Consider the following 20,778-nt stretch of genomic DNA (forward strand, 5'->3'; position numbering starts at 1 on the left):
ACAAAGTAATTTAAAAATAAAATTACATTACAACCCATCTCGACTAAGTGAGTGAAACGAACGCACGGAGAGATTTCATGAGATTTCTCGACTCACTACGTTCGCTCGAAATGGGAAAAAATTTAGTTTGTCAACAGTCTGAGGACTATAAGTCCTTTTTAATTTTCAAATTCTTTTATTTTACCAATAAAAAATTTTCCATATTGGCTTAATTTCTTTTCCCCTACTCCCTTAATTCTTAAAAAATCTTCTTCATTTTTTGGCTTAAGTCTTGCCATGTCAATCAAAGATGCATCTGAGAAGACTATAAATGGTGGAATATTTCTTTTTTTAGAAATTTCTAATCTTAATTTTTTCAAATTATTGAATAAATCTTTATCATAATTAGAATTCCCACTAAATTTTTCAATTTTTTCTTTAATATTATCTTCTTTTAGATCCCTGATGAAAACTTTCTTATTTTTAAACAAAACTTCCTTTGATTTTTCATTTAATTTTAAAATTGGGTATTTTAGGCCGGAAACTTTTATATAACCATCAGCAACCAAGACTCCAATCAAATCTTTTATATATTTTGCATTATTTTCTTTCATAATTCCAAAAGTTGAAACAGCCTTTAAATTTTTTTCTCTAGAATTTTTATTATTTGATCCTTTCAAGCAATCAACGATTGTAGAAGTTCCATATCTTTGATCAAGTCTATAAATACAAGATAAAATTTTTTGACTATCAATACTTGCATCGATTTTTTCGTAATCATCTATACAATTTGAACAATTATCACATTTTTCTTTTGTTTCTTGACCAAAATATTCCAAAATAAAGCCCCTCAAACATTTATTTGTATTCACATAATTTATTATTGTTTGAAGTTTTTCAAGTTTTACCAATTGATAAGCCCTATTAGGAGATTGGGAAATCAGATATTTATTTATAACTATATCTTGGGTTGAATAAAGTAAAATTGCATCAGATTTTTCTCCATCTCTTCCGGCTCTCCCTGCCTCTTGGTAATAAGATTCCATATCTTTTGGCATATTCATATGAATTACATATCTCACATCAGACTTATCAATTCCCATTCCAAAAGCATTTGTAGCAACAATTATATTTTTTCTGTCATAAATAAAATCTTCCTGATTTTTCTTTTTAACCTTATCGCTAAGACCTGCATGATAAAAAGTTACATTAAAAGATAATTTTTTCAAATATCTATAGCAAACCTCAACTTTTTTTCTTGTTGAAGCATAAATTATTCCTGATAAATCTTTTTTATCTTTTAAATAAGATGAAATAAAGTCCATTTTGTCCTTAGGTTTTCTAACTTCAAATAATAAATTTTCCCTGTCAAAACCTGTAACTTTTACAAAAGGATCAGATAATTTTAAATTTTTTATTATATCTTCCCTTACTGCCTTGGTTGCTGTAGCTGTAAAGGCTGCAATTTGAATTTTTTTATCAAAAAAATCATAAATTTGTGGAATAAGTTTATAAGATGGCCTAAAATCATGACCCCATTGGGAAATACAATGAGCTTCATCAACGGCTACAAAAGAAATATTTACTTCCTTAATAAAATCAATAAAAAATTCATTTTCGAGTCTTTCTGGTGAAATATATAAAATTTTAATTTCATTTCTTTTGATTTTTCTTAAAGTTTCCGTGTAAGCTTTAATATCTTGGCTGGAATTAATAAATTCAGCCCTAATCCCATTTTCTTTTAAAGAATCTACTTGGTCTTTCATAAGAGAAATTAAGGGAGAAATCACTAGACAAATTCCATCAAGCATTAAAGCCGGGAGTTGATAGCAAATTGATTTTCCCCCACCAGTTGGCAAAACTCCAAGCGTGTCTTTTCCATTAATAATATTTTCAATTAATTCTTCTTGACCTTTTCTAAAAGAATCAAAACCAAAATATTTTTTCAAACTTTTTAAAGTATCCATGTCCCACCTTTTTTCTAAAAAAAATAATTAAGCTTAAAAACTTAATTATTTTCTTCATTCGTATTAATATTGTCTTCATTTGAATCAGAATTTTCATTTGAATCTGGACTAGAAACATTGATAAATTCCTCTTCCTTTATTGCATTTTCATCACTTTGATTAAATAAAATATCTCCAACATTTGTTCTAAGATCAAGTGATTTCTTTTTATTTTTTCCGCTTGTATAACCATCGAGAATATTCCTATAAGAAACATTTCCCAAAACAAAATTTCCTACATCCAACCTTGCATTAATATTAAAAGATTTTATAGGGTCTTTTGTTTTTATTACTATGTCTCCATTTTGACTTTGCATTTTTTCATCTGCTTGAAGCTTTGTATCTGTTACAATAATATTTCCTGTTTTTGTATTTAAATCAGAATTTTTAAGCTCAGATTTTTTTATGAGAATAGATCCAGCATTATTTGCTACAGATCCAGAAATTTTAGAATTTTCAAAACTTACATTTCCACTTTCCAAATCAAAATCTACATCATCTGAAATTAGGTTTGTAACTTTTACATCGCCCGCTCCAAGTTTTAATTTTATACTGTCAATCTTCTTATTTTTTGGCAAAAATATCCTTACAATTTGAATTTTATTTTTCATGTAAAGTTCTTTTCCCTTTATATCCGAAGATAATTTCAAATTCCCATCTTTATATTTACTCTTTACTTCATAGGAATAGTCATCTTTATAAAGATTTGTATATTCCACATAAGGATTTGTAGAAGACTCTTGAATTCTTACATCGCAAGTTTTTAAATCTAAATTTATAGTTTTTAAATCATCAAGGTCAACTCTCATAATCTTTGAAGAATTATAAGAATTTTCATTAATTTCCTTGGATGACTTACCTTCTTTATTAGCAAAATCAATATTTCTTGATAAAAAGAAAATCAAAACCAAAACAATTATGGCAAAAAATCCTATAGCTATCTGCTTTTTATCAAGTTTAAAGCTATTATTTTTTTTATTTTTACTCATTTAACTCTCCCATAATAATAACTAACTTTTTAAATTGCTATAGTCAATACTTTCAAGATATAGCCCCCCAGCCTTTAAAGTTGGATTAGCTCTTTTCGTATTATTTTCATTAAAATAATATTTAAACTCTTCAAGGCTAATTTTTCCACGACTTAGCTCAATCAATGAGCCTGCCATAATTCTAACTTGATTATGTAGAAAACTTTCAGCCTTAAAATATAAATATAAGTTATTTTCATTCAAAACAAAGTAGCAATCATCAATTTTTCTTATAGTATTAATTATATCATTTTTTTCACTGAGCATAAAGGCTCTAAAATCATGCTCGCCTTTTAAAATATCCATTCCTTTTTGAAGCTTTTCAAAATCAAGTTTATAAGTTACATGTTCCATATAATTTCTATAAATTGGATGAAGAATTTTTTCCAAGGAAATCACATATTTATAGGTTTTTGTTTTGACAGAAAATCTTGCATGAAAATTTTTATCAACTTTTTTTGAAGATAAAGCCAAAATATCATCCGGCAAAAATTTTTTAAGATGAAAATGAAATTTATCAGCCCTAATATTTTTTGCAGTCAAAAAATTTATATACATTTCATTTGCATGGACTCCACTGTCAGTTCTTCCGCTTGCAATAATCCTATTTTCTTCACCGGTAACTTTTCTAATAGCATTTTCTAATTCTTTTTGAACAGTTCTTCTATCATTTTGAATTTGAAATCCCTCAAATAAAGATCCATCATACTGGATCTTTAGTAAAATATTTTGAATTGTCATATGAAAAAATTAAAAATAACTACAGCACAAAATAAAATAAAAAGAATCAAAACTATATAATCAATTTTTGTCATTTTTATTTCATTAAGCCTCGTTCTTTCCCTACCAATCCTATAAAGTCTTGCCTCCATTGCTGTTGCAAGGTCATCACTTCTTTTAAAAGAATTTATAAAAAGTGGAACTAATAGGGGTATCATATTTTTCGCTCTATTAATTATATTTCCAGATTCAAAATCTGCTCCCCTTGCCATTTGAGCCATTTTAATTCTTTGGGCTTCTTCAAAAAGAGTAGGAATAAATCTTAAAGAAATTGAAACCATCATAGCAAGCTCTCCCGCAGGAAAACCAAATCTTTTTAAAGGAGAAAATAATTTTTCCAATCCATCTGTAAGCTCCATTGGAGAAGTTGTAAAAGTTAAAACTGAAGTTGAAACAACTATCATAATAATTCTTACAAACATAAAAATAGTTTTATAAAGTCCCTCATAGGTTGCTGTTAGTGAAAAAATAGTAAAAAGTGTTTTTCCACTTGTTGTAAATAAATTTATAAGTCCAGTTATAAGTAAAATCCATATTAATGGTTTTATACTTCTAATTAATGATTTTACAGGAATTTTTCCTACACTTATCATAACAACTAATAAAATTACAAAGGGAATATATCCTACAAAAGTTTGAACAAAAAATATGGTAATTATAAAAAGTAAGGATGCAATTAATTTTACTCTTGGATCTAATTTGTGAATAAAGGTATCGTATGGTAAATATTGACCTATAGCTATATTATTCATTCTTAGCCTCCAAATATTTTTTTAATTCAACAACAGCATCTTCTACCGTATAAATATCATCTCTAACATCTTCGCCTTTTTCTTTTAAAGCTTTCATAAATTTTGTAACTTGTGGAATATCAAGCCCAATTGATAATAAATCTGTTTTTGTAAAGGTATCATAAGTTGACTTATCGGAAAAAACTTCTCCCTTGTTCATAACAATAACCCTATCAACATATTTTGCCACATCTTCCATAGAATGGGAAACTAAAACGATAGTAAGTTCTGGATCATTATTATAAAGTTTTAAAATTTCTCCAAAAATATCATCTCTGCCTTTTGGATCAAGTCCAGCTGTAAGCTCATCTAAAACCAAAACTTTTGGATTCATAGAAATAATTCCACAAACTGCCACCCTTCTTTGTTGGCCACCTGATAATTCGAAAGGAGATTTTTCACCTATCTTTTCATAATCAAGACCAACAGCTTCCATAGAATTTTTTACTCTTTTTTGAATTTCTTCATCATCAAGTCCCATATTTTTTGGACCAAAGGCTATATCTTTTGCAACAGTTTCTTCAAACAATTGATTTTCTGGATATTGAAAAACAAGCCCCACTTTAAATCTGATATCTCTTCTAGTTTTTCTATCTTTTGTATTTACTCCATCTACAAAAACATCTCCATTTGTAGGAATCAATAATCCATTTAAAAGTTGGACTAGGGTCGATTTTCCTGATCCTGTTTGACCAATCAAACCAATTATTTCGTGCTTATTAATCTCTAAATTAATATTTTTTAGAGCATAGTTTTCTTCTTCGCTGTCTTCATTATATATATAATCAACATTTTTTAGTTCAATTTTCATACTAGCTCCAAAAATTCTTCTATATTTAAAGGTAATTTTTCAAAATTATAACCTTCTTTTTCAAGTTCATAGGCAATTTCTGTAACTTGAGGAACTGTAAGACCTAAATCTTTCATTTCTTTTACCTTTGAAAAAACTTCTCTAGCACTTCCTTCAAGAGCCTTTTCTCCCTTATTTAAAACAATTATCCTATCAGCAAGGGCAGCTTCTTCCATATAATGAGTTATGTGAACGACTGTCTTCTTATATTTTTTATTTAGAGTTTGAATTATATCCATAACATCATTTCTTCCTTGAGGATCAAGCATGGCTGTTGGTTCATCAAAAATAATACAATCTGAAAGCATAGCTATAACTCCTGCAATAGAAACTCTTTGTTTTTGTCCACCTGAAAGAGCAGAAGGAGATCTTTTTTTATAATCTTCCATACCGACAAGTTTTATCGCCTCATCTACCCTTTCTCTAAGCTCTGGGTTTTTAACTTGTAAATTTTCTGGACCAAAGGCAACTTCATTTTCAACAGTAGTTGCAACCATTTGGTTATCAGGATTTTGAAAAACCATTGAACATTTTTCTCTTATATCCCAAATTTTTTTCTCATCCTTTGTATTCATTCCACAAATTAAGATATCTCCTTTTGTAGGAAATATTTGACCATTTAAAAGTTTTGCAAGAGTAGATTTTCCAGAACCATTATGGCCCAAAATCGCCACAAATTCTCCTTCTTTAATAGACAAATTTAAATTATTTAAAGCTTTCGTGTATTTAATTTCATTTTCTTCTGAATTATCTTTATAAGAAAAATTTAAATTTTCAATTTTAATCAATTTTTCTTCCTTTCAATTAGTAAATATAAAAAGTGACTATCTAAAAATAGATAGCACTTTTAAAAATTAATATAACATGTTTGGTGAGTTGCTTGTTGATGATTCATATACAACAACTGGAGTATTGTATTTAACCATTTCAAATAGTTTGCTGATTTGATCTGGCGGCATATTTATGCACCCATTTGAACCCGAATACTTATAATAAGATCCACCGAAAGCTCTTCTCCATCCAGCATCGTGGAGACCTTCTCCATCCCATCCTATTGGCATCCAATATTTTACTGGAACTGAATACTTACTTCCATCAAAGTTATTTCCCTTTAATTTTTTGTTTGTTTCTTTTGAAAGAATTGAACCTACACCCACATTTGTAAATCCTTTTTGAGAAACATCTCCAGTAACTACAGGTGTAGAAAGTAAAAGCTCACCATTTTGATAATACCATAATTGTTGTCTTGAAATATCAATTTCAACATAGGTATCTTTCAAATCAGAACCATCATCATATCTTTCAAGGCCTTCTCTTTCATAAACAGGGTCTATATTTGCTGATTTTTTTTGGTCAAAAGATTTTAAAACGGAATTAATAGTTTCTTCTTGATTTATAATAAAACCATATACTCCAGGATTTACTGTAATTTCTCCAAGATCGGTCGCATTAAATTTCCTATTTTTACCGTAGGTGTTTGTTTCTTCCGCCATTTTTGAAACATATTCGGCAAGTTTATCATATTTCAAGCTTAACTTTTTATCTTTATATTCAAGCATATCTGCCAAAGTTTGACCTTCAATTTTATAATCAAAACCATTGATATTAAATTTGTAAGATAATTTTAAAGCATCATTTGCTTCTTTTAAGGCTTTTTGTAAATTTTCATCTTTGGCATATACTTTTGGACGTTCATAAAATGACTCATCCATTTTTATATCAGCATTTCTAGTTTTAATTGCAGAAACTAAAGCTTCTTTTAATTTATTATATTTTACTTTATTTCCTTCAACTTCTTCATCAATTTTAAATTCTTTTCCATCAAATTCTAATTTTGCATCTTTAGGTTCAACAAGCTTATTCATAAAGCTTGAATTTTTTAAAATATTATCAAGTTTATCTTCATCAAAATTTACCTTATAATCAAAATCAAAATTTTCTTTTGTCAAAAAACTTATTGGCCATTTTAATGGATTTTGATCAAGACTTGCTCCTTTTGGGATATTTGCCTTGTAATCAACATCTTTTGAATTAAATGATAATTCTTTATCGTCTAGCCCTTTAATTTTTATATCAAAATCTCCAACACTATCGCCAATTACTGATTCTTTTGGAGCAAATGATACATTTTTTCCATTAACATGGGTATTTGGTAAACACACAAAAGAAAATAAAACTGTTCCTATTATATATATCCCTACTACAATTCCACCGATTGTAAACAATACTTTATTTGAATTTCTATTTGTTTCATTATTATTAATAATAAACACCTCCTAATAGCTGTAATTATAGTACCACTTAAATCTTAACTTTTCTATCTTTTTTTGGTCTTTTACCAAAATATTGGTAGAGGTCAACTTTTTGTCCTCCGTTATATAATTTTCTCTTTTTTGATAGCTTTCTTTTTATATTTTTATCAATTTTTTCGTCGGATGAAATTATAAACATTGACCAAGTATCTAATTTTTTAAATTTATCATCAATCATTTTTGAAATTTTTTCCTTATCAAATTTTGACAATCTTTCACCATATGGTGGATTTGATATAAAAATTCCAAAATTATCCTTTAAATTTATTTCCCTAAAATTTTTGTTTAGAAAAGTAATATCTTCATATACTCCAGCATTTAAAGCATTATTTTTGGCAAGATCAATTGCATTTTTTGATAGGTCTGAGCCTAAGATATTTAACTTTTTATTATAATCGATTTTTTCGTAGGCTTCTTTTTTTATTTTTTCAAATCTTTTTTTATCGTAAAATTTAAAAGATGTAAAATCAAAATCCCTATCAAGACCTGGGGCAATATTTCTTTCTTTTCTTGCAGCTTCAATCAAAATAGTTCCTGATCCACAAAAACCATCAAACAAAAACCTATCATCTTTATAAAAAGATAAATCTATAAGAGCCGCCGCCAAATTTTCTCTTAAAGGAGCTTTTACACTTCCTTCTCTGTATCCTCTTTTGTGAAGACCATCTCCCGATGTGTCAAGGCAAACTGAAACCATATCCTTTTCAATCATAACTTCAATTTGAACTCGAGGTCCTGTTTTTTTGAATGTCGAAATTTTATATTTTCTTTTTAAAGAATCTACAATTGCTTTCTCACTTATTGATTGGATTGAAGGAATAGAAAATAATTTTGATTTGTAAGTCCTGGCATTTACAATAAAATTATCATCAATTGATAAGAAATCAAACCAATCTATTTTATTTATATTTTCAAATAATTCTTCAAAACTTTTAGCCTCAAATGATGCAATTTCTAAAAATACCCTATCAGCTTCTCTTAAATTTAAATTTAAATAAGAGATATCATCTAAATTTCCATTTAAAATTATTTTCCCATTTAAAACTTCGAAATCTTTATAATTTTCTTCTTGTAATTGTCTTTTTATTAAGCTTTCTAAACCAAAGCTTGTTGTAATAATAATTTTTTCCATAACAATTATATTATAACAAATTTGAAGTCTTAAAAAAACTTTTATATTTTTGTTATTTTTTTTTGCCTATGGGTATCAAATAAATGTAGATAAAAAATTAGGAGGATTTTATGTTATTAACACAAACTGTTCAATCAGGCGATTGGAAAAATGAAAAACACGTACCAGAATTAGAATATAAAGAACTTGGCGAAGGAAAATATGAAGTTTCTGCTTTTGTAGGAAAAGAAATTGCTCACCCAAATACTTTAGAACACCACATTGCTTGGATTAAAGTTTTCTTTATACCAGAAGGTGAAAAATTACCTGTAGAAATTGCAAATTATAATTTCTCAGCTCACGGTGAAAGTGAAATTTATACAACTCCAAAAGCTGTTGGTGAATTTAAATCTGACAAAAAAGGTACTTTATTTGCATTAAGCTATTGCAATATCCATGGCCTTTGGGAAAATTCTTTAGAAATTAAATAAGATTAAAAATTTTCATTTAAAAAGACGAGAAAATTCTCGTCTTTTTTATTTATTAATCAATAGGCAAAAATCCAAAACCAAATAATCCTGGCCCTGTATTTGCTCCAAGGCTTGGAGCTATTTGTGATGCTAAAAATAAGCTCGATTTTTCCTTAAAATCTTTTAATTTTTCTTCCAAAATTTCAGATCCTTTTTTGTAGCCACCATTTGAAATTATCATGTAATATTTGTCAAATTTTCCTAAATATTCATTTGCGATTTTTTCCATTTCTTTTATAACTTTTTTCTCGCCCCTACAGGTTTTAACAATATGATATTTTCCATCTGTTGGATCACACATAACAATTGGTTTGATATTTAAAAGTTCTCCAACTTTTCCAAAAGCTTTAGGAACCCTTCCTCCTGCAATTATATATTTAAAGGTATCTATAGTGAAAAATATTTTTGATTCTTTTTTCTTCTCTTCTACCATTTCCACTATTTTTTCAAATTCAAATCCTTTTTCAATTAAATTTTTAGCATAAATTGCAAGTAAACCTGTTGTAAGGGCAACTGATTGTGAATCAACTACTCTTATATCAAGTCCTTCAAATTCTATTTGTGAACATAAATTGAAAAATCCTGTGAAATTTTTGGATATGGTAATTATTATTAATTTTTCATATCCATCTTTTTTAATTTCATTTAATTTTTCTTCTAACTCGCCTGGAGAGGGAATAGAAGTTTTGGGTAATTTTTCATTTTTTCTTATCCAATTATAAAATTGTTCTGGCTTTAAATCTATTTGTTCCTTATAAAATTTTCCATCTAAATTTACATAAAATGGCATCAAATAAATGCCAAATTCCTTAGCTTTTTCTAAATCTATATCTGATCCAGAATCTACTAATACTGCTATTTTTTCCATCTTATCTAATCCTTTATATCTACAATAATTTTTTGACCTTTATCTATAATTGGTTTAAATACAGTTTCTTTTAATTTGATTTCTCTCGCAAATTTCAAGCTGATTTTTTCATGATCTCCGCTGTGGATTGGAAACATTAGTTGAGGCTTTACGGTATCTGCAAAAATTTTCGGACCCTTATAATAATTTTCGCCCAACCTATAATCAACTGGAAAGAAAGCTATATCTATCGGTTCATTTTTTATTTTTTCTATTTGGTCGATAAAAGCATAATACTCTTTTTTTACACTTTTGTCATCATAATCTTCCCAAGCCCAATAATTTAAATCTCCTGCGTGAAAAATTTCTATTCCATCGATATATAAAATTATAGAAATTCCCTCATCAGTTGATCCAAAAGTTTTTATAGAAATTTTTCTTCCCTTAATATTAATTTCCTTAAATTGATAAGGATCAACAAGATATATATTTTTTGAATTATACAAAGATTTTAATTGGTCCATGCCCAATTTATTTTCTTTTATATAAATAATATTGTCATCACTTTCCAAATGCCCAATATCACTTGATAAAACATAAGTATAATTTTTCATATTAGGAATTTTTAAAATTTCTGAAGTGTAGTGGTCAGAATGTCCATGACTTGCAACAAAAATCACATTTTTATCTTCAGGTATATTTAAAACTCCCTTATAATAATCAAATATAATAAAATAATCCCCTATTTCAACACTATAGCAGGAATGATAAATATAAGTTATTATAATTTTTTCAATCATTCAAATTCTCCTAATTTCTTCTAAGATAAGTATACCCAAATTTGATAAATTCTAATGAATTTTTGTAATTTTCTGGTAATATTAAAAAAGAAAGGAGCTAGTATGGGAAAAATAAAAACAAATGCAATGAGACTTTTAGAAAATAAAAATATTGATTATGAAGAAATAGAATATGATTTGGGTGGAGAATTTAAATCAGCAGTTGATGCTGGTAAAAAATCTCACGTCGATTTAAATAAAATGTATAAAACTATAGCAACAATTTCAAAAGATAAGGAAATTATAATTTATTTAGTAAGATCTTATGATTCAATTGATATGAAAAAGGCTGCAAAAGTTGCAGGCGTTAAAAGCATTTCAATCCTTCCAACCAAAAATTTAAAATCTAAAGTTGGCTATCAAAGAGGAGAAACAACTCCCCTTGCAATGAAAAAAGATTATCCAGTTTTTATTGATGATAGTGCAAAAGATCTTGATAAAATGATTGTTTCTGGTGGGAAATGTGGAGTAAGTTTAAAATTAAATCCATTTGATTTGGCAGAAGCTGTAAATGGAAAATTTGAAAATATAAGACAATGATTGTAAAAGTTTTTAAAAATAATAAATTATACCAATACCAGGCGAAAGATGTTTTTGACCTTGATAAAAAATTAAAAAATAAGGACTTTTCTAAATTAGAAAAAGCAGATCAAGAAGAAAAAATAATATTAAATTTTAAAAATGATAAAGATAATGAAACTTTGAGGCTTTTAGTAATTTTATCTCCTATTTTTATAACAATTTTTGATAATTCTACATCTCTTGAATTTTTTAGGGAAAATTTAGAAAAATCAAATTTTGAATATGGTCTTTATCCTAATTTTTTTGAAGATTTTTCCAAAGAAAAATATTTTGAATTTTATAAAAATCATGAAAAATTTGAAGATATAATTTTAAATGAAGATGAAAGCATTGATTTTACTATAAATTTTCTTGAGGATAAATATATTTTAGCCCTTGTTTCATTGATTGAAGTGATTTTTTCTAAATATAATAGGAAAAATTTGATAAGATATTTTAAAGAAATTCGAAATGATATAGTAATAAATGGTAGAAGATCAATTCTTGCAAATGATATTTATGCCTTTTACTTGTCAAAATATTTGGTAAATTGGGCGCTAGACCTTATGAAAATTGCAAGATATAAAGATAAAAATAGATATTTATATATTGATGAAATTTATAAATTAACAAATAATTTAAAAAGACCAATAAAAAAGATAGTTTAGTAAATTCTAAACTATCTTTTTTTATTTTTACCTTTCATTAAAACCAAAGATCCTGTCAAAACTAAAATTAAACCTATAAAGAGCCTTATTGTAAAAACTTCGCCCAAAATTATTACCGATAAAATTGATCCAAAAATCGGTATAAATAATTTGAATACTCCAAATTGGTTTGCACTGTGGTTTTGCAATACAATGGTCCAAATTGTAAATGAAGTTGCTGTAATAAATGCTCCATAAAAAAGCATGATAAAAGCCTTTAAATTTATATAAACTGGATTTATAAGTAAAAATTTTCCTAGAATTATTAAAGGCAAGGACCCAAAAAATAAAGCCAATCCATTTAAAACATAAGGATTTGATCCTTTGGAATATTTTCTAAGTAAAACTGAAGCAAGGGCATTTATAAAAGTTGATGTGAAAATAAATCCTTCTCCGCTTAATTTAAATCCACTTCCCATTTTTTGATTTGAATTTACCAAAACAATTCCTGCTGTTCCAATTATTAAAGCAAGAATTGTGTTTGAAGTAATTTTATCTTCAGGAAGTAAAATAAGTGAGATTATTACAATCATAAAGGAATTTGATGCTTGAATGATTGACGATTTTACTCCACTCGTGTTTGATAGACCTATATAATAGAAAAAATATTGCAAAAAAGTTTGAAGTATTGCAAGAACTATCACCAATTTTAAGTTTACACTTTTAAATGAAATCTTACTTTTGCCAAAAATTTTCGCATAAAAAAACGCCAAAATTCCTGCCATAAAAAACCTAATTCCTGCAACATAAACCTTGGCAAAGGTATCGTAAGATTTAACATCCAAAACTACATAAGTAGATTTAATAAGGGGGATTGCACTCCCCCATAAAAACATTGCTATTAAAGAAAAAATTACTGCATTTTTTTTATTTTTTAGCATATTTCTCCTATCTTTTTTCCCCAAAATATGACAAAGAATACATGCCTGGTCCAACGTGAGATCCAATCAAAGATCCAATTGGAGCAAGGCTTACTCTTGCATTTGGAAATTTTTCTTCAACCATTTCTTTTAATTTTTTTGCATTTTCATCAAAATATGCATAACCTATAAGAACTTCTTCCGACAAATCTGGGTTCCAATTTTTTTGGAAGTTTTTAAATAAAACTTTTATAGCCCTCTTTGTTCCTCTTTCAAGTTTTAAAACTTCAAGAGAACCATCATCTGTAATATGAATAACTGGTTTTACTTTCAAAAAATTTCCTATATCAGCACTAGTTTTTGAAATTCTTCCACCCTTATAAAGATATTTAAGACTTTCAACTCCAAATTGGGAAACCATATATTTTGAATTTTCTTTTATAAAAGAAGCAATTTGGTCTATATCTTTTCCTTCTTCTTGCATTTTTACAATAATTTGGCACAAAAGTCCAGCGCCTGTTGATGCTTGTTTTGGATTATAAATATATATTTTTCTATCTGGATATTTTTTCTCTAAAATTTCTTTTGCTTTTTGAGCATTTTCAAAAGTCCCTGACAAGGAATCGCTTAGACCTATATAAAAAATATCTTGGCCATCTTTTAAAACTTCTTCAAAATATTTTTCAAATGAAGCTAAATTTACTTGGCTTGTTGATACATTTTTGTCATCTAGCATAAATTCATAATATTTATTTAGGTTTTCCAAATCTGTGCCTATGATTTCATAGACCTCATCTTCCATATTTGATTGCATGGGAACTATGATTATGTTTGAAGATTTTATAAAATCAACATTCATATCACTAGAACCATCTGTAATTATTCTAAATGTCATAACTCTCCTTAAATATAAGCGGAAATTTCATCAATTTTTACGCTAACTTGTTTTCCATCTTCCATATTTTTTACAGAAACCATTTTATTGTCAAATTCTTCTTGACCAATAATTAAAACTTTTTTTACACCAATTTTATTAGCATAATTAATTTTTTTCTTAAACTTTCCATCTTCAAGATATATATCAACTTTATAACCTTGATTTTTCAAATTATTTGCTATTTCAATAGCATAGAAATTTAATTTTTCATCCATTGGAATAACTAAACAATCTGTAAATTTCTTCCTATATTTTTCAACAAGACCAAGCTCTTGAAATTGATAAAATAGTCTTGTAAGACCAATAGAAAGACCAACTCCTGGTAGATTTTGCTTTGAGAAATTTCCAGCAAGATTTTCATATCTTCCACCAGAACACACACTTCCTATAGATTCATAACCATCCAAAAATGTTTCATAAACTGTAGAAGTATAATAATCAAGACCACGAGTAATCGACAAATCAATCATAATTGATTTATCATCAATTCCAAATTTAATCATATAATCATAAACTTCTCTTAGTTCCTTCAAACCAATTTTATAATTTTCATTTAAGTCTAAAGATTCAAGATAAGTCAAAAGTTCTTTGTTTTCTCTCTTATTATTGATAAGATCCATCAATTTATCTGCTTTTTCTTCTCCACAAATCTCTACCAAAAGTTTTTTTGTATTTTCATCTCCGATTTTTGCTTTTTTATCAATTGTTCTTAAAACTTCTTCCTTATCAGAAATTTCAATTGATTCAAAAAATCCATTCAATAATTTTCTGTTGTTAATGTGAAATTTAATTCCATCAAAATCTAGCTTTTGAAAAATATCATAAATTACCTTTGGTAATAAAGCATCATTGTGGATTGAAAGAGAATTATTTCCAATAATATCAATATCACATTGGTAAAATTCCTTGTATCTTCCCTTTTGATTTCTTTCACCCCTATAAACTTTGGCGATTTGATATCTTTTAAAAGGAAAATTCAAATCAGAAAAATGTTCTGATACATATCTTGCAAGAGGAACTGTCAAATCAAATCTCAAAGACATATCTTTTTTTGAAGAATCAATGCCAAAAATTTGTTTTTCAGTTTCTCCGCCGCCTTTGGCAAATAAAATATCATTTTTTTCAATAGCTGGCGTATCTATAGGCAAAAATTGATAAGACAAAAAAGTCTCTTCAATAATTTTTTTTATATAATCAAAAACTAGTTGGTCATCTGGTAAAAGTTCCATTACGCCTGCAATTGTTTGTGGTTTTACTATATTCATTCTAATCTCCTAATCATATCCATATAAAAGATCCAGTATCTACTAAATTAGTATCTGGATATAATAAATTTAAATTTTCTTTATCTACTATATTTTTAATTATATCATATGAATTTAATCTTTCTATATTTCCATTAAATAATAAGGTTTTCTCTCCAATTTTTCCAAAACATCCACCTAAAAATCCTTTTTCAAAACCATCAAGAGGAATTTTTTCTTCCTTTAATAAAGTTATGGGAAGAATATTTTTTAAATTTTTAAAAATTCCCATATCAGAAGTCAAAAGATTTTCATTAAAAACAAGCATTGAACATCTTGTATAACCTTGTTTTACAAATAAGTGTTCGATATTTTTTTCTTTAAAATATAATTTTATATGTTTTTCTGTAAAATCATTATGAATATAAAAATTTTTAAATTTTACAATATTATAGAGGGCATCGTGAGGATATTTTTCAAAAACCTCTTCTCCTATTATTACATTTATATTTTTCAGATTTTTTTTGTAATAATCATAGACATTTTTGTCGACAATTAAATTTTTCTCATCTAATTTAAAAATTGATAAATCAGGATGATCTGAAATTCTTTTGTCGAGATTTGGATTGTCGATTGTTTTTAAATATTTTATATTTTTAAAATCTAAAAAATCTGTAAATTCTTTTTTAGATTTGTGGCTAATAATTAACATAATCCTCCTTAAATTTAGGTACAAAAAAAGTCCTCAAAGAGGACAAATTTGGAGGCGCCACCCAGATTTGAACTGGGGATAAAGGTGTTGCAGACCTCTGCCTTACCACTTGGCTATGGCGCCATATGGAGCGGAAGACGGGATTCGAACCCGCGACCCTCGCCTTGGCAAGGCGATACTCTACCACTGAGCCACTTCCGCACTTTCTGGTGCCCAGAGGCGGAATCGAACCACCGACACGGGGATTTTCAGTCCCCTGCTCTACCGACTGAGCTATCTGGGCAAACACTACTTTTATAGTATAAGATAATTTCCATTTCTTGTCAAATATTTTTAAAAAATTTTAACAAAAATTTAATTTATTATTTCTAAAAGATTGCAAAATAAATTATACTATTTAAATTTATTTTAGCAAATCAAATAAAAATTTCAAAAAAAAGAGCCTTGCAAAAATTCTAGTAAATTTGCAAAACTCTGGTCATAAGGTTGCGAAATTTCTTATCCCTTATTTATATACCCTGGCTAAAATTTATCTTGTAAAATGTTAGTAAAATTTATTTTTAAATTTTTGGGTATAAATTTAATAGAGAAATTAGGAGGTATTATGAGATTTAAATCAATTCACACATGCATATACACAGATAACGACAAAGAAAGTATAAAATTTTATGAAGATGCATTAAATATGCATATAACAAGAAGAAAAGATTACGATGAAGATGAATTTTCTTTAATTTATATGGCGACAGAAGATGGCGCTTATGAACTTGAATTAACATTCAACCATGATGGTAGAAAATATGAACACGGATCTTATTATGGACATATGGCCTTTAAAACAAAAGAATTTGAAAAAGCCTATGAACTTCACAAAAAAATGGGCATAGTTAGCCAAGAAATTGGTGGTTTATCAGATGAGTCTGATAAGTTTTATTTTATAAAAGATCCTCAAGGTTTTTCTATTGAAATAATTGAAGAAAAATAATAAAAGCTGATAAAAAAAAGCGGACCTTTTTCGGTCCGTTTTATTTGTGATAGGGTTCATTATTTATAATTTTGTAGGCCCTATAAATTTGTTCTATTAAAATTAATCTCATTAATTTATGAGGAAAAGTCATTTTTGAAAATGATAATTTATAATCTGCCTTATCACTTATTTTTTTTGATAAACCATTTGATCCTCCAATTACAAAAACCAAATCTTTTCCCATCCCATAGGTCATTTGGTCTTTTATTAATTTAGAAAATCTTTCCGATGATAGGCTTTTTCCTTCAATTTCTAAGCTTATAACATAGGAATTTTCTTTTATCTTTTTTAAGATTCTATCAGCTTCTCTTTCTTTTACAATTTCTAATTCTTTTTCTGATAAATTTTCTGGAGCTTTTTCATCATTTACTTCAAATATTTTTAACTTCACATAGGGCTTTAGTCTTTTTTCATACTCACTTATGGCATCCTTAAAGTATTTTTCTTTTATTTTTCCTACACTTACTATTGAAATATTCATTTATTAAATCTCGCTTTTATATAATAGATTGGCATTTTTTTGTTTCTAAATTTTCTTTCATATTCACTTATATACTTGCTTTTTTCTTCTGATAAATTTTCATTTATTTCAATTATATCCATAGAAAAATCTTCAAAATATTTGCAAGATGCCTCATATAACTCTTTGTTATCTGTTTTAAGCTCCAAAATTGCCTTATCTTTTATTATATTTTTGTACCTATTCAAAAATCTTTCGTGGCTTAGTCTTCTTTTGTGATGGCGTCTTTTTGGCCATGGGGTTGAAAAATTTAAATAAATTCTTGAAATTTCTTCATTTTCAAAAATTTCTTCCAAATTTTCAGCATCTGCTATAAGGCCTCTTACATTTTTAAGCTCATTTTCTTTCATTTTTCTACTGCAAACTACAAAGGCATTGGTATTTACTTCAAGTCCTATAAAATTTTTATCTTTTTTATCCTTTGCAATTTCAATTAAAAAATCTCCCCTGCCAGACCCAATTTCTAAATATATATCATTATCATTTCCAAAAATTTCTTTCCATTTCTCCTTGTTTTCTTTTCCACCAAAAAATATTTGAGGGTTTTCTTTCATTTCTGGAATTGCATTTTCTTTAAATCTTAATCTCATTTTTCATCCTTTCTATTAAGTAATAGTTTACAAAATATTTTGGATAAAAACAAGAAAAACCCAAAATCCTATAATGGATTTTGGGCTTTAGAAAAAATTATTTTCTTTTAATTTTAAATAATCCGACAAGTGCAAGGGATAAACTTGCAAATATTGTACTTAAAGATTTTACTCCTGTTTTCACATTTGTAGATTTTGTGTGAATTTTATTTAGGCCTTTATTTTCAAAGTCAGAATCTTTTTTAGAGTTTTCTGCTTTTACTTTTTTGCCCTTTAGATTGCTTTTATTTGATGATCCATTTTCACTTTTTGATTTTTGGTCATCGTTTTTATTTTCATTTTTATTATTCTCATTTTCATCCTTGTTAGATTTTGGATTTTCTTTTACAAATGATACTTCGCTTATTCTTGTTTTTAAAACTTCAACTGCACTATCAACTTCTTCTTGACTTGCACTTTTATCATTTAAAATTCTAACTGCATTTTCTAGGGCTATATTATAAGTTTCAACATTTTCATCTTCTAATACTACTTTTTTGCCCATAATATTTTCTATATATTTTTCTAATTTTGAGTAATCTGTATTATTTTTTCCAAAATCTGGATTTAAAATTTTTTCATCAGTTTTATTTATTGTATAAGTATCTACAACTTTTCCATCTTGATCCATTGTCACAATTTTAAATTGATTCTTTGAAAATGTTAAGTGGGAGAATAATTGACTTCTATCATCAAGTGACCTATTTACAAACCATTGGTCCTCTCCTATTGGATTGTAGAATTTTGCACCTGCTGATGCAGACATGGTTAAAAATAAAGTTCCTTTTGGATTTGTCACTTGATTTTTACCATAATCAATTCCGATTCCATCAACTATAACTTTTCCATTTGGATAAATTTTATTGTTGAAAGTTTCTGAGTATCCATCTTTAATTTCTGCATTTGGATCGTTCAAATCTGTTCCATAAGCATCTTTGAAATCTAAAGTTTTTTCTCCAGCAAGCATATGTTTTGTTCTTGTATAAATATGGTCGTGTCCGTTTAAGACAAGATCTATATTATTGTTGTTAAATATTTTTACAAGCTCACTTCTTCTTTGTAAAATATCATCATCAGTGGTGTGAGTTGCTGTAGAATATGGTGCATGGTGGAAAGATACAACCTTCCATGAAAATTTTGATCCTCTTTTTTCTTCAGCTTGTTTTATGGCTTCTTTTATAAATTCTTCATGTTCTTTTGAATTATTTACATTTGAATTTAAGTTTAAGAAAAGTGTATCTCCATATGAATACCAAAAATCTCCAGGTATATAGGTTCTTGTTCCATCTTCATTTTCTTTTGAAATTGAGCCTAATTTTGATTCATTTGCTAGATAAAAATGATCAGAGAAAACTGTATTTTGTAAAGTCGAATCATTTCCATCAATATAGGTTTCGTGATTTCCAGTTATTGATGAAAAAATTCTTTCTTTAAATAAGTCATTATCAAAGAAATAATCATATTCTCCTTCATAACCAGCGATTTCTACATTATCTCCCATCGAAAAATAAAAATGTGGATCAAGCTCTTGAGCTTTTTTCAAAGTTTTTGCAAAATCCGCCTTATCTTGGTCGACTTTTGCTTGGGTGTTTTTATTTAAGCCGTGTTTATCCCAAACTTTATCTCCTGATCCCATTTGAGGATCTCCCAAATAAACTAAAGAAAATTCATTATTTTTTCCAAGAGCCTTAGTTCTTAAAGTAAACATATCACTTTTATAATCATCATTTGTAATATAATAATCATAATTTTTACCAGGTTCTATTTGAACAATTGAAGTATAAGTTGAATACCCATTAGAATCACCAGTTTTTCTTGCCCTAATTGGTTTGTATTCCTTGTTATTGAAAATTAATTTGCTATTTTCATTCACTTCACCTTTTCCAAACCAAGTTACGGCAACTTCGTTTTCATTTTGTCCTGGATTTATTGTAATATCTTTTATAGGAGTATCTATAGCTTTTAGATTATTATTCGCATATGATCCATTTTTCTTACCATATTCTCCCTTTGTTTCTTCTAATTTTTCTTTTACTTTCGGATCAATATTTCCTACATTTTTATCTTCGCCAAAACTTTCTCTTTCAGTTTCAGTTGCCCTATTAAATTTATTTGTTCCATCGGATTCTCTAGTATTTTTTTCATTTTTTGGGAAGGTTACTTCGTCATCTTTCGGAATATCAGCTATATTTTCTTTCCCATCTTGATTTTGTTTTTCAGTAATTTCTACATTTGTACTAGCATCATCACTTGCAAAGGATACATTTTCCGGAAAAATTGTAGTAGTCGCACTTGCAATTAATAAAGCCAAAATTAATTTATTTTTGTTTTTCATTATTTCCTCCTAAGCACATTTATTCTGTAAATAATATAGCGAATTTTTATTAGAAAATTTATAAAAATTTGTAATAATTATGTATAATCTATTTAATTTGATTACAAAGGTTACAATTTCACTAATCTATTGATATTTTTCTCTTGATAACTTATAATAAATTTCATTGGGGG

At 27.4% G+C, this 20,778-nt stretch carries 21 protein-coding genes and 3 tRNA genes; 4 read left to right on the plus strand and 20 right to left on the minus strand.

All coding sequences use genetic code 11. From position 1 onward, the window contains the following. Positions 1 to 158: 158 nt before the first annotated feature. The 8 genes from recQ to BN3265_RS06755 all read right to left on the minus strand — a co-directional run bounded on the left by recQ (position 159) and on the right by BN3265_RS06755 (position 8,878). Positions 159 to 1,946 (minus strand): DNA helicase RecQ, encoded by a 1,788-nt coding sequence (gene recQ / locus BN3265_RS06720; RefSeq protein WP_058990765.1) that lies wholly within the window; start codon positions 1,944 to 1,946, stop codon positions 159 to 161. A 41-nt stretch (positions 1,947 to 1,987) separates the two neighbouring features. After that, positions 1,988 to 2,974, minus strand: coding sequence for a DUF4097 family beta strand repeat-containing protein (locus BN3265_RS06725; RefSeq protein WP_058990766.1), 987 nt, complete (start codon positions 2,972 to 2,974; stop codon positions 1,988 to 1,990). A 21-nt stretch (positions 2,975 to 2,995) separates the two neighbouring features. After that, complete coding sequence (gene truA, locus BN3265_RS06730) at positions 2,996 to 3,754, minus strand: tRNA pseudouridine(38-40) synthase TruA (protein WP_058990767.1); 759 nt, start codon at positions 3,752 to 3,754, stop codon at positions 2,996 to 2,998. Continuing rightward, positions 3,751 to 4,545 carry an energy-coupling factor transporter transmembrane component T family protein gene (locus BN3265_RS06735; RefSeq protein WP_058990768.1) on the minus strand — a complete coding sequence of 265 codons (795 nt, stop codon included), beginning with the start codon at positions 4,543 to 4,545 and terminating at the stop codon, positions 3,751 to 3,753. The genes truA and BN3265_RS06735 overlap by 4 nt, the downstream gene beginning before the upstream one ends. Continuing rightward, positions 4,538 to 5,395 carry an energy-coupling factor transporter ATPase gene (locus tag BN3265_RS06740; protein WP_058990769.1) on the minus strand — a complete coding sequence of 286 codons (858 nt, stop codon included), beginning with the start codon at positions 5,393 to 5,395 and terminating at the stop codon, positions 4,538 to 4,540. The genes BN3265_RS06735 and BN3265_RS06740 overlap by 8 nt, the downstream gene beginning before the upstream one ends. Continuing rightward, complete coding sequence (locus BN3265_RS06745; protein ID WP_058990770.1) at positions 5,392 to 6,222, minus strand: energy-coupling factor transporter ATPase; 831 nt, start codon at positions 6,220 to 6,222, stop codon at positions 5,392 to 5,394. Before BN3265_RS06745 ends, BN3265_RS06740 begins: the two co-directional genes overlap by 4 nt. 66 nt (positions 6,223 to 6,288) lie before the next feature. Continuing rightward, a complete protein-coding gene (locus tag BN3265_RS06750; protein ID WP_058990771.1) occupies positions 6,289 to 7,707 on the minus strand; it encodes a L,D-transpeptidase family protein in 1,419 nt (472 codons plus the stop codon). Positions 7,708 to 7,735: 28 nt separating this feature from the next. Then, on the minus strand, positions 7,736 to 8,878 hold the full coding sequence (locus BN3265_RS06755) for a THUMP domain-containing class I SAM-dependent RNA methyltransferase (RefSeq protein WP_058990772.1): 1,143 nt from the start codon (positions 8,876 to 8,878) through the stop codon (positions 7,736 to 7,738). Between the two features lie 110 nt (positions 8,879 to 8,988). Here BN3265_RS06755 and BN3265_RS06760 point away from each other — a divergent pair, with 110 nt between their 5' ends. Continuing rightward, on the plus strand, positions 8,989 to 9,348 hold the full coding sequence (locus tag BN3265_RS06760; RefSeq protein WP_058990773.1) for a desulfoferrodoxin family protein: 360 nt from the start codon (positions 8,989 to 8,991) through the stop codon (positions 9,346 to 9,348). A 52-nt stretch (positions 9,349 to 9,400) separates the two neighbouring features. Here BN3265_RS06760 and BN3265_RS06765 read toward each other — a convergent pair whose 3' ends face one another. Together BN3265_RS06765 and BN3265_RS06770 are read right to left on the minus strand one after the other, a co-directional pair. Continuing rightward, positions 9,401 to 10,255, minus strand: coding sequence for a DegV family protein (locus tag BN3265_RS06765; protein ID WP_058990774.1), 855 nt, complete (start codon positions 10,253 to 10,255; stop codon positions 9,401 to 9,403). A gap of 5 nt (positions 10,256 to 10,260) precedes the next feature. Further along, positions 10,261 to 11,034 carry an MBL fold metallo-hydrolase gene (locus BN3265_RS06770; RefSeq protein ID WP_058990775.1) on the minus strand — a complete coding sequence of 258 codons (774 nt, stop codon included), beginning with the start codon at positions 11,032 to 11,034 and terminating at the stop codon, positions 10,261 to 10,263. Between the two features lie 102 nt (positions 11,035 to 11,136). On the opposite strand from BN3265_RS06770, the gene BN3265_RS06775 reads away from it, so the two are divergent. After that, entirely contained in the window at positions 11,137 to 11,613 is a 477-nt protein-coding gene (locus BN3265_RS06775) for a YbaK/EbsC family protein (RefSeq protein WP_058990776.1), read from the plus strand. Then, the gene (locus tag BN3265_RS06780; protein ID WP_058990777.1) at positions 11,610 to 12,302 is read left to right on the plus strand and encodes a hypothetical protein; all 693 of its coding nucleotides are present in this window, start codon (positions 11,610 to 11,612) and stop codon (positions 12,300 to 12,302) included. Before BN3265_RS06775 ends, BN3265_RS06780 begins: the two co-directional genes overlap by 4 nt. Before the next feature lie 11 nt (positions 12,303 to 12,313). Here BN3265_RS06780 and BN3265_RS06785 read toward each other — a convergent pair whose 3' ends face one another. The 7 genes from BN3265_RS06785 to BN3265_RS06815 form a co-directional block, all read right to left on the minus strand. Then, complete coding sequence (locus BN3265_RS06785) at positions 12,314 to 13,222, minus strand: DMT family transporter (protein WP_058990778.1); 909 nt, start codon at positions 13,220 to 13,222, stop codon at positions 12,314 to 12,316. 7 nt (positions 13,223 to 13,229) lie between these two features. Further along, positions 13,230 to 14,096, minus strand: coding sequence for a DegV family protein (locus BN3265_RS06790; protein ID WP_058990779.1), 867 nt, complete (start codon positions 14,094 to 14,096; stop codon positions 13,230 to 13,232). A gap of 8 nt (positions 14,097 to 14,104) precedes the next feature. Further along, complete coding sequence (gene hisS / locus BN3265_RS06795; protein ID WP_058990780.1) at positions 14,105 to 15,403, minus strand: histidine--tRNA ligase; 1,299 nt, start codon at positions 15,401 to 15,403, stop codon at positions 14,105 to 14,107. Between the two features lie 13 nt (positions 15,404 to 15,416). Further along, complete coding sequence (locus tag BN3265_RS06800) at positions 15,417 to 16,094, minus strand: DUF6873 family GME fold protein (protein ID WP_058990781.1); 678 nt, start codon at positions 16,092 to 16,094, stop codon at positions 15,417 to 15,419. A 49-nt stretch (positions 16,095 to 16,143) separates the two neighbouring features. Then, positions 16,144 to 16,217: transfer RNA gene (locus BN3265_RS06805), tRNA-Cys, on the minus strand. Positions 16,218 to 16,220: 3 nt separating this feature from the next. Then, positions 16,221 to 16,295: transfer RNA gene (locus BN3265_RS06810), tRNA-Gly, on the minus strand. A gap of 6 nt (positions 16,296 to 16,301) precedes the next feature. Further along, positions 16,302 to 16,377, minus strand: a tRNA-Phe gene (locus BN3265_RS06815). Positions 16,378 to 16,698: 321 nt separating this feature from the next. Between BN3265_RS06815 and BN3265_RS06820 the strand changes: the two genes are divergently transcribed. Next, a complete protein-coding gene (locus BN3265_RS06820; protein ID WP_058990782.1) occupies positions 16,699 to 17,079 on the plus strand; it encodes a VOC family protein in 381 nt (126 codons plus the stop codon). Between the two features lie 40 nt (positions 17,080 to 17,119). Here the strand turns inward: BN3265_RS06820 and rlmH are convergent, their stop codons facing one another. The 3 genes from rlmH to BN3265_RS06835 all read right to left on the minus strand — a co-directional run bounded on the left by rlmH (position 17,120) and on the right by BN3265_RS06835 (position 20,605). Then, positions 17,120 to 17,602, minus strand: a complete 483-nt coding sequence (gene rlmH, locus BN3265_RS06825) for a 23S rRNA (pseudouridine(1915)-N(3))-methyltransferase RlmH (protein ID WP_058990783.1) — start codon at positions 17,600 to 17,602, stop codon at positions 17,120 to 17,122. Beyond that, on the minus strand, positions 17,599 to 18,231 hold the full coding sequence (gene trmB, locus BN3265_RS06830; protein ID WP_058990784.1) for a tRNA (guanosine(46)-N7)-methyltransferase TrmB: 633 nt from the start codon (positions 18,229 to 18,231) through the stop codon (positions 17,599 to 17,601). The genes rlmH and trmB overlap by 4 nt, the downstream gene beginning before the upstream one ends. 97 nt (positions 18,232 to 18,328) lie before the next feature. Next, positions 18,329 to 20,605: a metallophosphoesterase family protein gene (locus BN3265_RS06835; RefSeq protein WP_058990785.1), complete on the minus strand. Its 2,277-nt coding sequence runs from the start codon at positions 20,603 to 20,605 to the stop codon at positions 18,329 to 18,331. Between the last annotated feature and the right edge of the window lie 173 nt (positions 20,606 to 20,778).

The sequence above is a fragment of the Anaerococcus rubeinfantis genome, from assembly GCF_001487145.1.
GTDB lineage: Bacteria > Bacillota > Clostridia > Tissierellales > Peptoniphilaceae > Anaerococcus > Anaerococcus rubeinfantis.

What these genes read in the sequence shown, in the direction of transcription:
- recQ (WP_058990765.1), bottom strand. Translation starts at nt 1,946, where the DNA reads ATGGATACTTTAAAAAGTTTGAAAAAATATTTTGGTTTTGATTCTTTT.
- truA (WP_058990767.1), bottom strand. Translation starts at nt 3,754, where the DNA reads ATGACAATTCAAAATATTTTACTAAAGATCCAGTATGATGGATCTTTA.
- BN3265_RS06775 (WP_058990776.1), top strand. Translation starts at nt 11,137, where the DNA reads ATGGGAAAAATAAAAACAAATGCAATGAGACTTTTAGAAAATAAAAAT.
- BN3265_RS06800 (WP_058990781.1), bottom strand. Translation starts at nt 16,094, where the DNA reads ATGTTAATTATTAGCCACAAATCTAAAAAAGAATTTACAGATTTTTTA.
- hisS (WP_058990780.1), bottom strand. Translation starts at nt 15,403, where the DNA reads ATGAATATAGTAAAACCACAAACAATTGCAGGCGTAATGGAACTTTTA.
- BN3265_RS06760 (WP_058990773.1), top strand. Translation starts at nt 8,989, where the DNA reads ATGTTATTAACACAAACTGTTCAATCAGGCGATTGGAAAAATGAAAAA.
- BN3265_RS06835 (WP_058990785.1), bottom strand. Translation starts at nt 20,605, where the DNA reads ATGAAAAACAAAAATAAATTAATTTTGGCTTTATTAATTGCAAGTGCG.
- BN3265_RS06785 (WP_058990778.1), bottom strand. Translation starts at nt 13,222, where the DNA reads ATGCTAAAAAATAAAAAAAATGCAGTAATTTTTTCTTTAATAGCAATG.
- BN3265_RS06765 (WP_058990774.1), bottom strand. Translation starts at nt 10,255, where the DNA reads ATGGAAAAAATAGCAGTATTAGTAGATTCTGGATCAGATATAGATTTA.
- trmB (WP_058990784.1), bottom strand. Translation starts at nt 18,231, where the DNA reads ATGAGATTAAGATTTAAAGAAAATGCAATTCCAGAAATGAAAGAAAAC.
- BN3265_RS06735 (WP_058990768.1), bottom strand. Translation starts at nt 4,545, where the DNA reads ATGAATAATATAGCTATAGGTCAATATTTACCATACGATACCTTTATT.
- BN3265_RS06755 (WP_058990772.1), bottom strand. Translation starts at nt 8,878, where the DNA reads ATGGAAAAAATTATTATTACAACAAGCTTTGGTTTAGAAAGCTTAATA.
- rlmH (WP_058990783.1), bottom strand. Translation starts at nt 17,602, where the DNA reads ATGAATATTTCAATAGTAAGTGTAGGAAAAATAAAAGAAAAATACTTT.
- BN3265_RS06780 (WP_058990777.1), top strand. Translation starts at nt 11,610, where the DNA reads ATGATTGTAAAAGTTTTTAAAAATAATAAATTATACCAATACCAGGCG.
- BN3265_RS06820 (WP_058990782.1), top strand. Translation starts at nt 16,699, where the DNA reads ATGAGATTTAAATCAATTCACACATGCATATACACAGATAACGACAAA.
- BN3265_RS06790 (WP_058990779.1), bottom strand. Translation starts at nt 14,096, where the DNA reads ATGACATTTAGAATAATTACAGATGGTTCTAGTGATATGAATGTTGAT.
- BN3265_RS06770 (WP_058990775.1), bottom strand. Translation starts at nt 11,034, where the DNA reads ATGATTGAAAAAATTATAATAACTTATATTTATCATTCCTGCTATAGT.
- BN3265_RS06740 (WP_058990769.1), bottom strand. Translation starts at nt 5,395, where the DNA reads ATGAAAATTGAACTAAAAAATGTTGATTATATATATAATGAAGACAGC.
- BN3265_RS06725 (WP_058990766.1), bottom strand. Translation starts at nt 2,974, where the DNA reads ATGAGTAAAAATAAAAAAAATAATAGCTTTAAACTTGATAAAAAGCAG.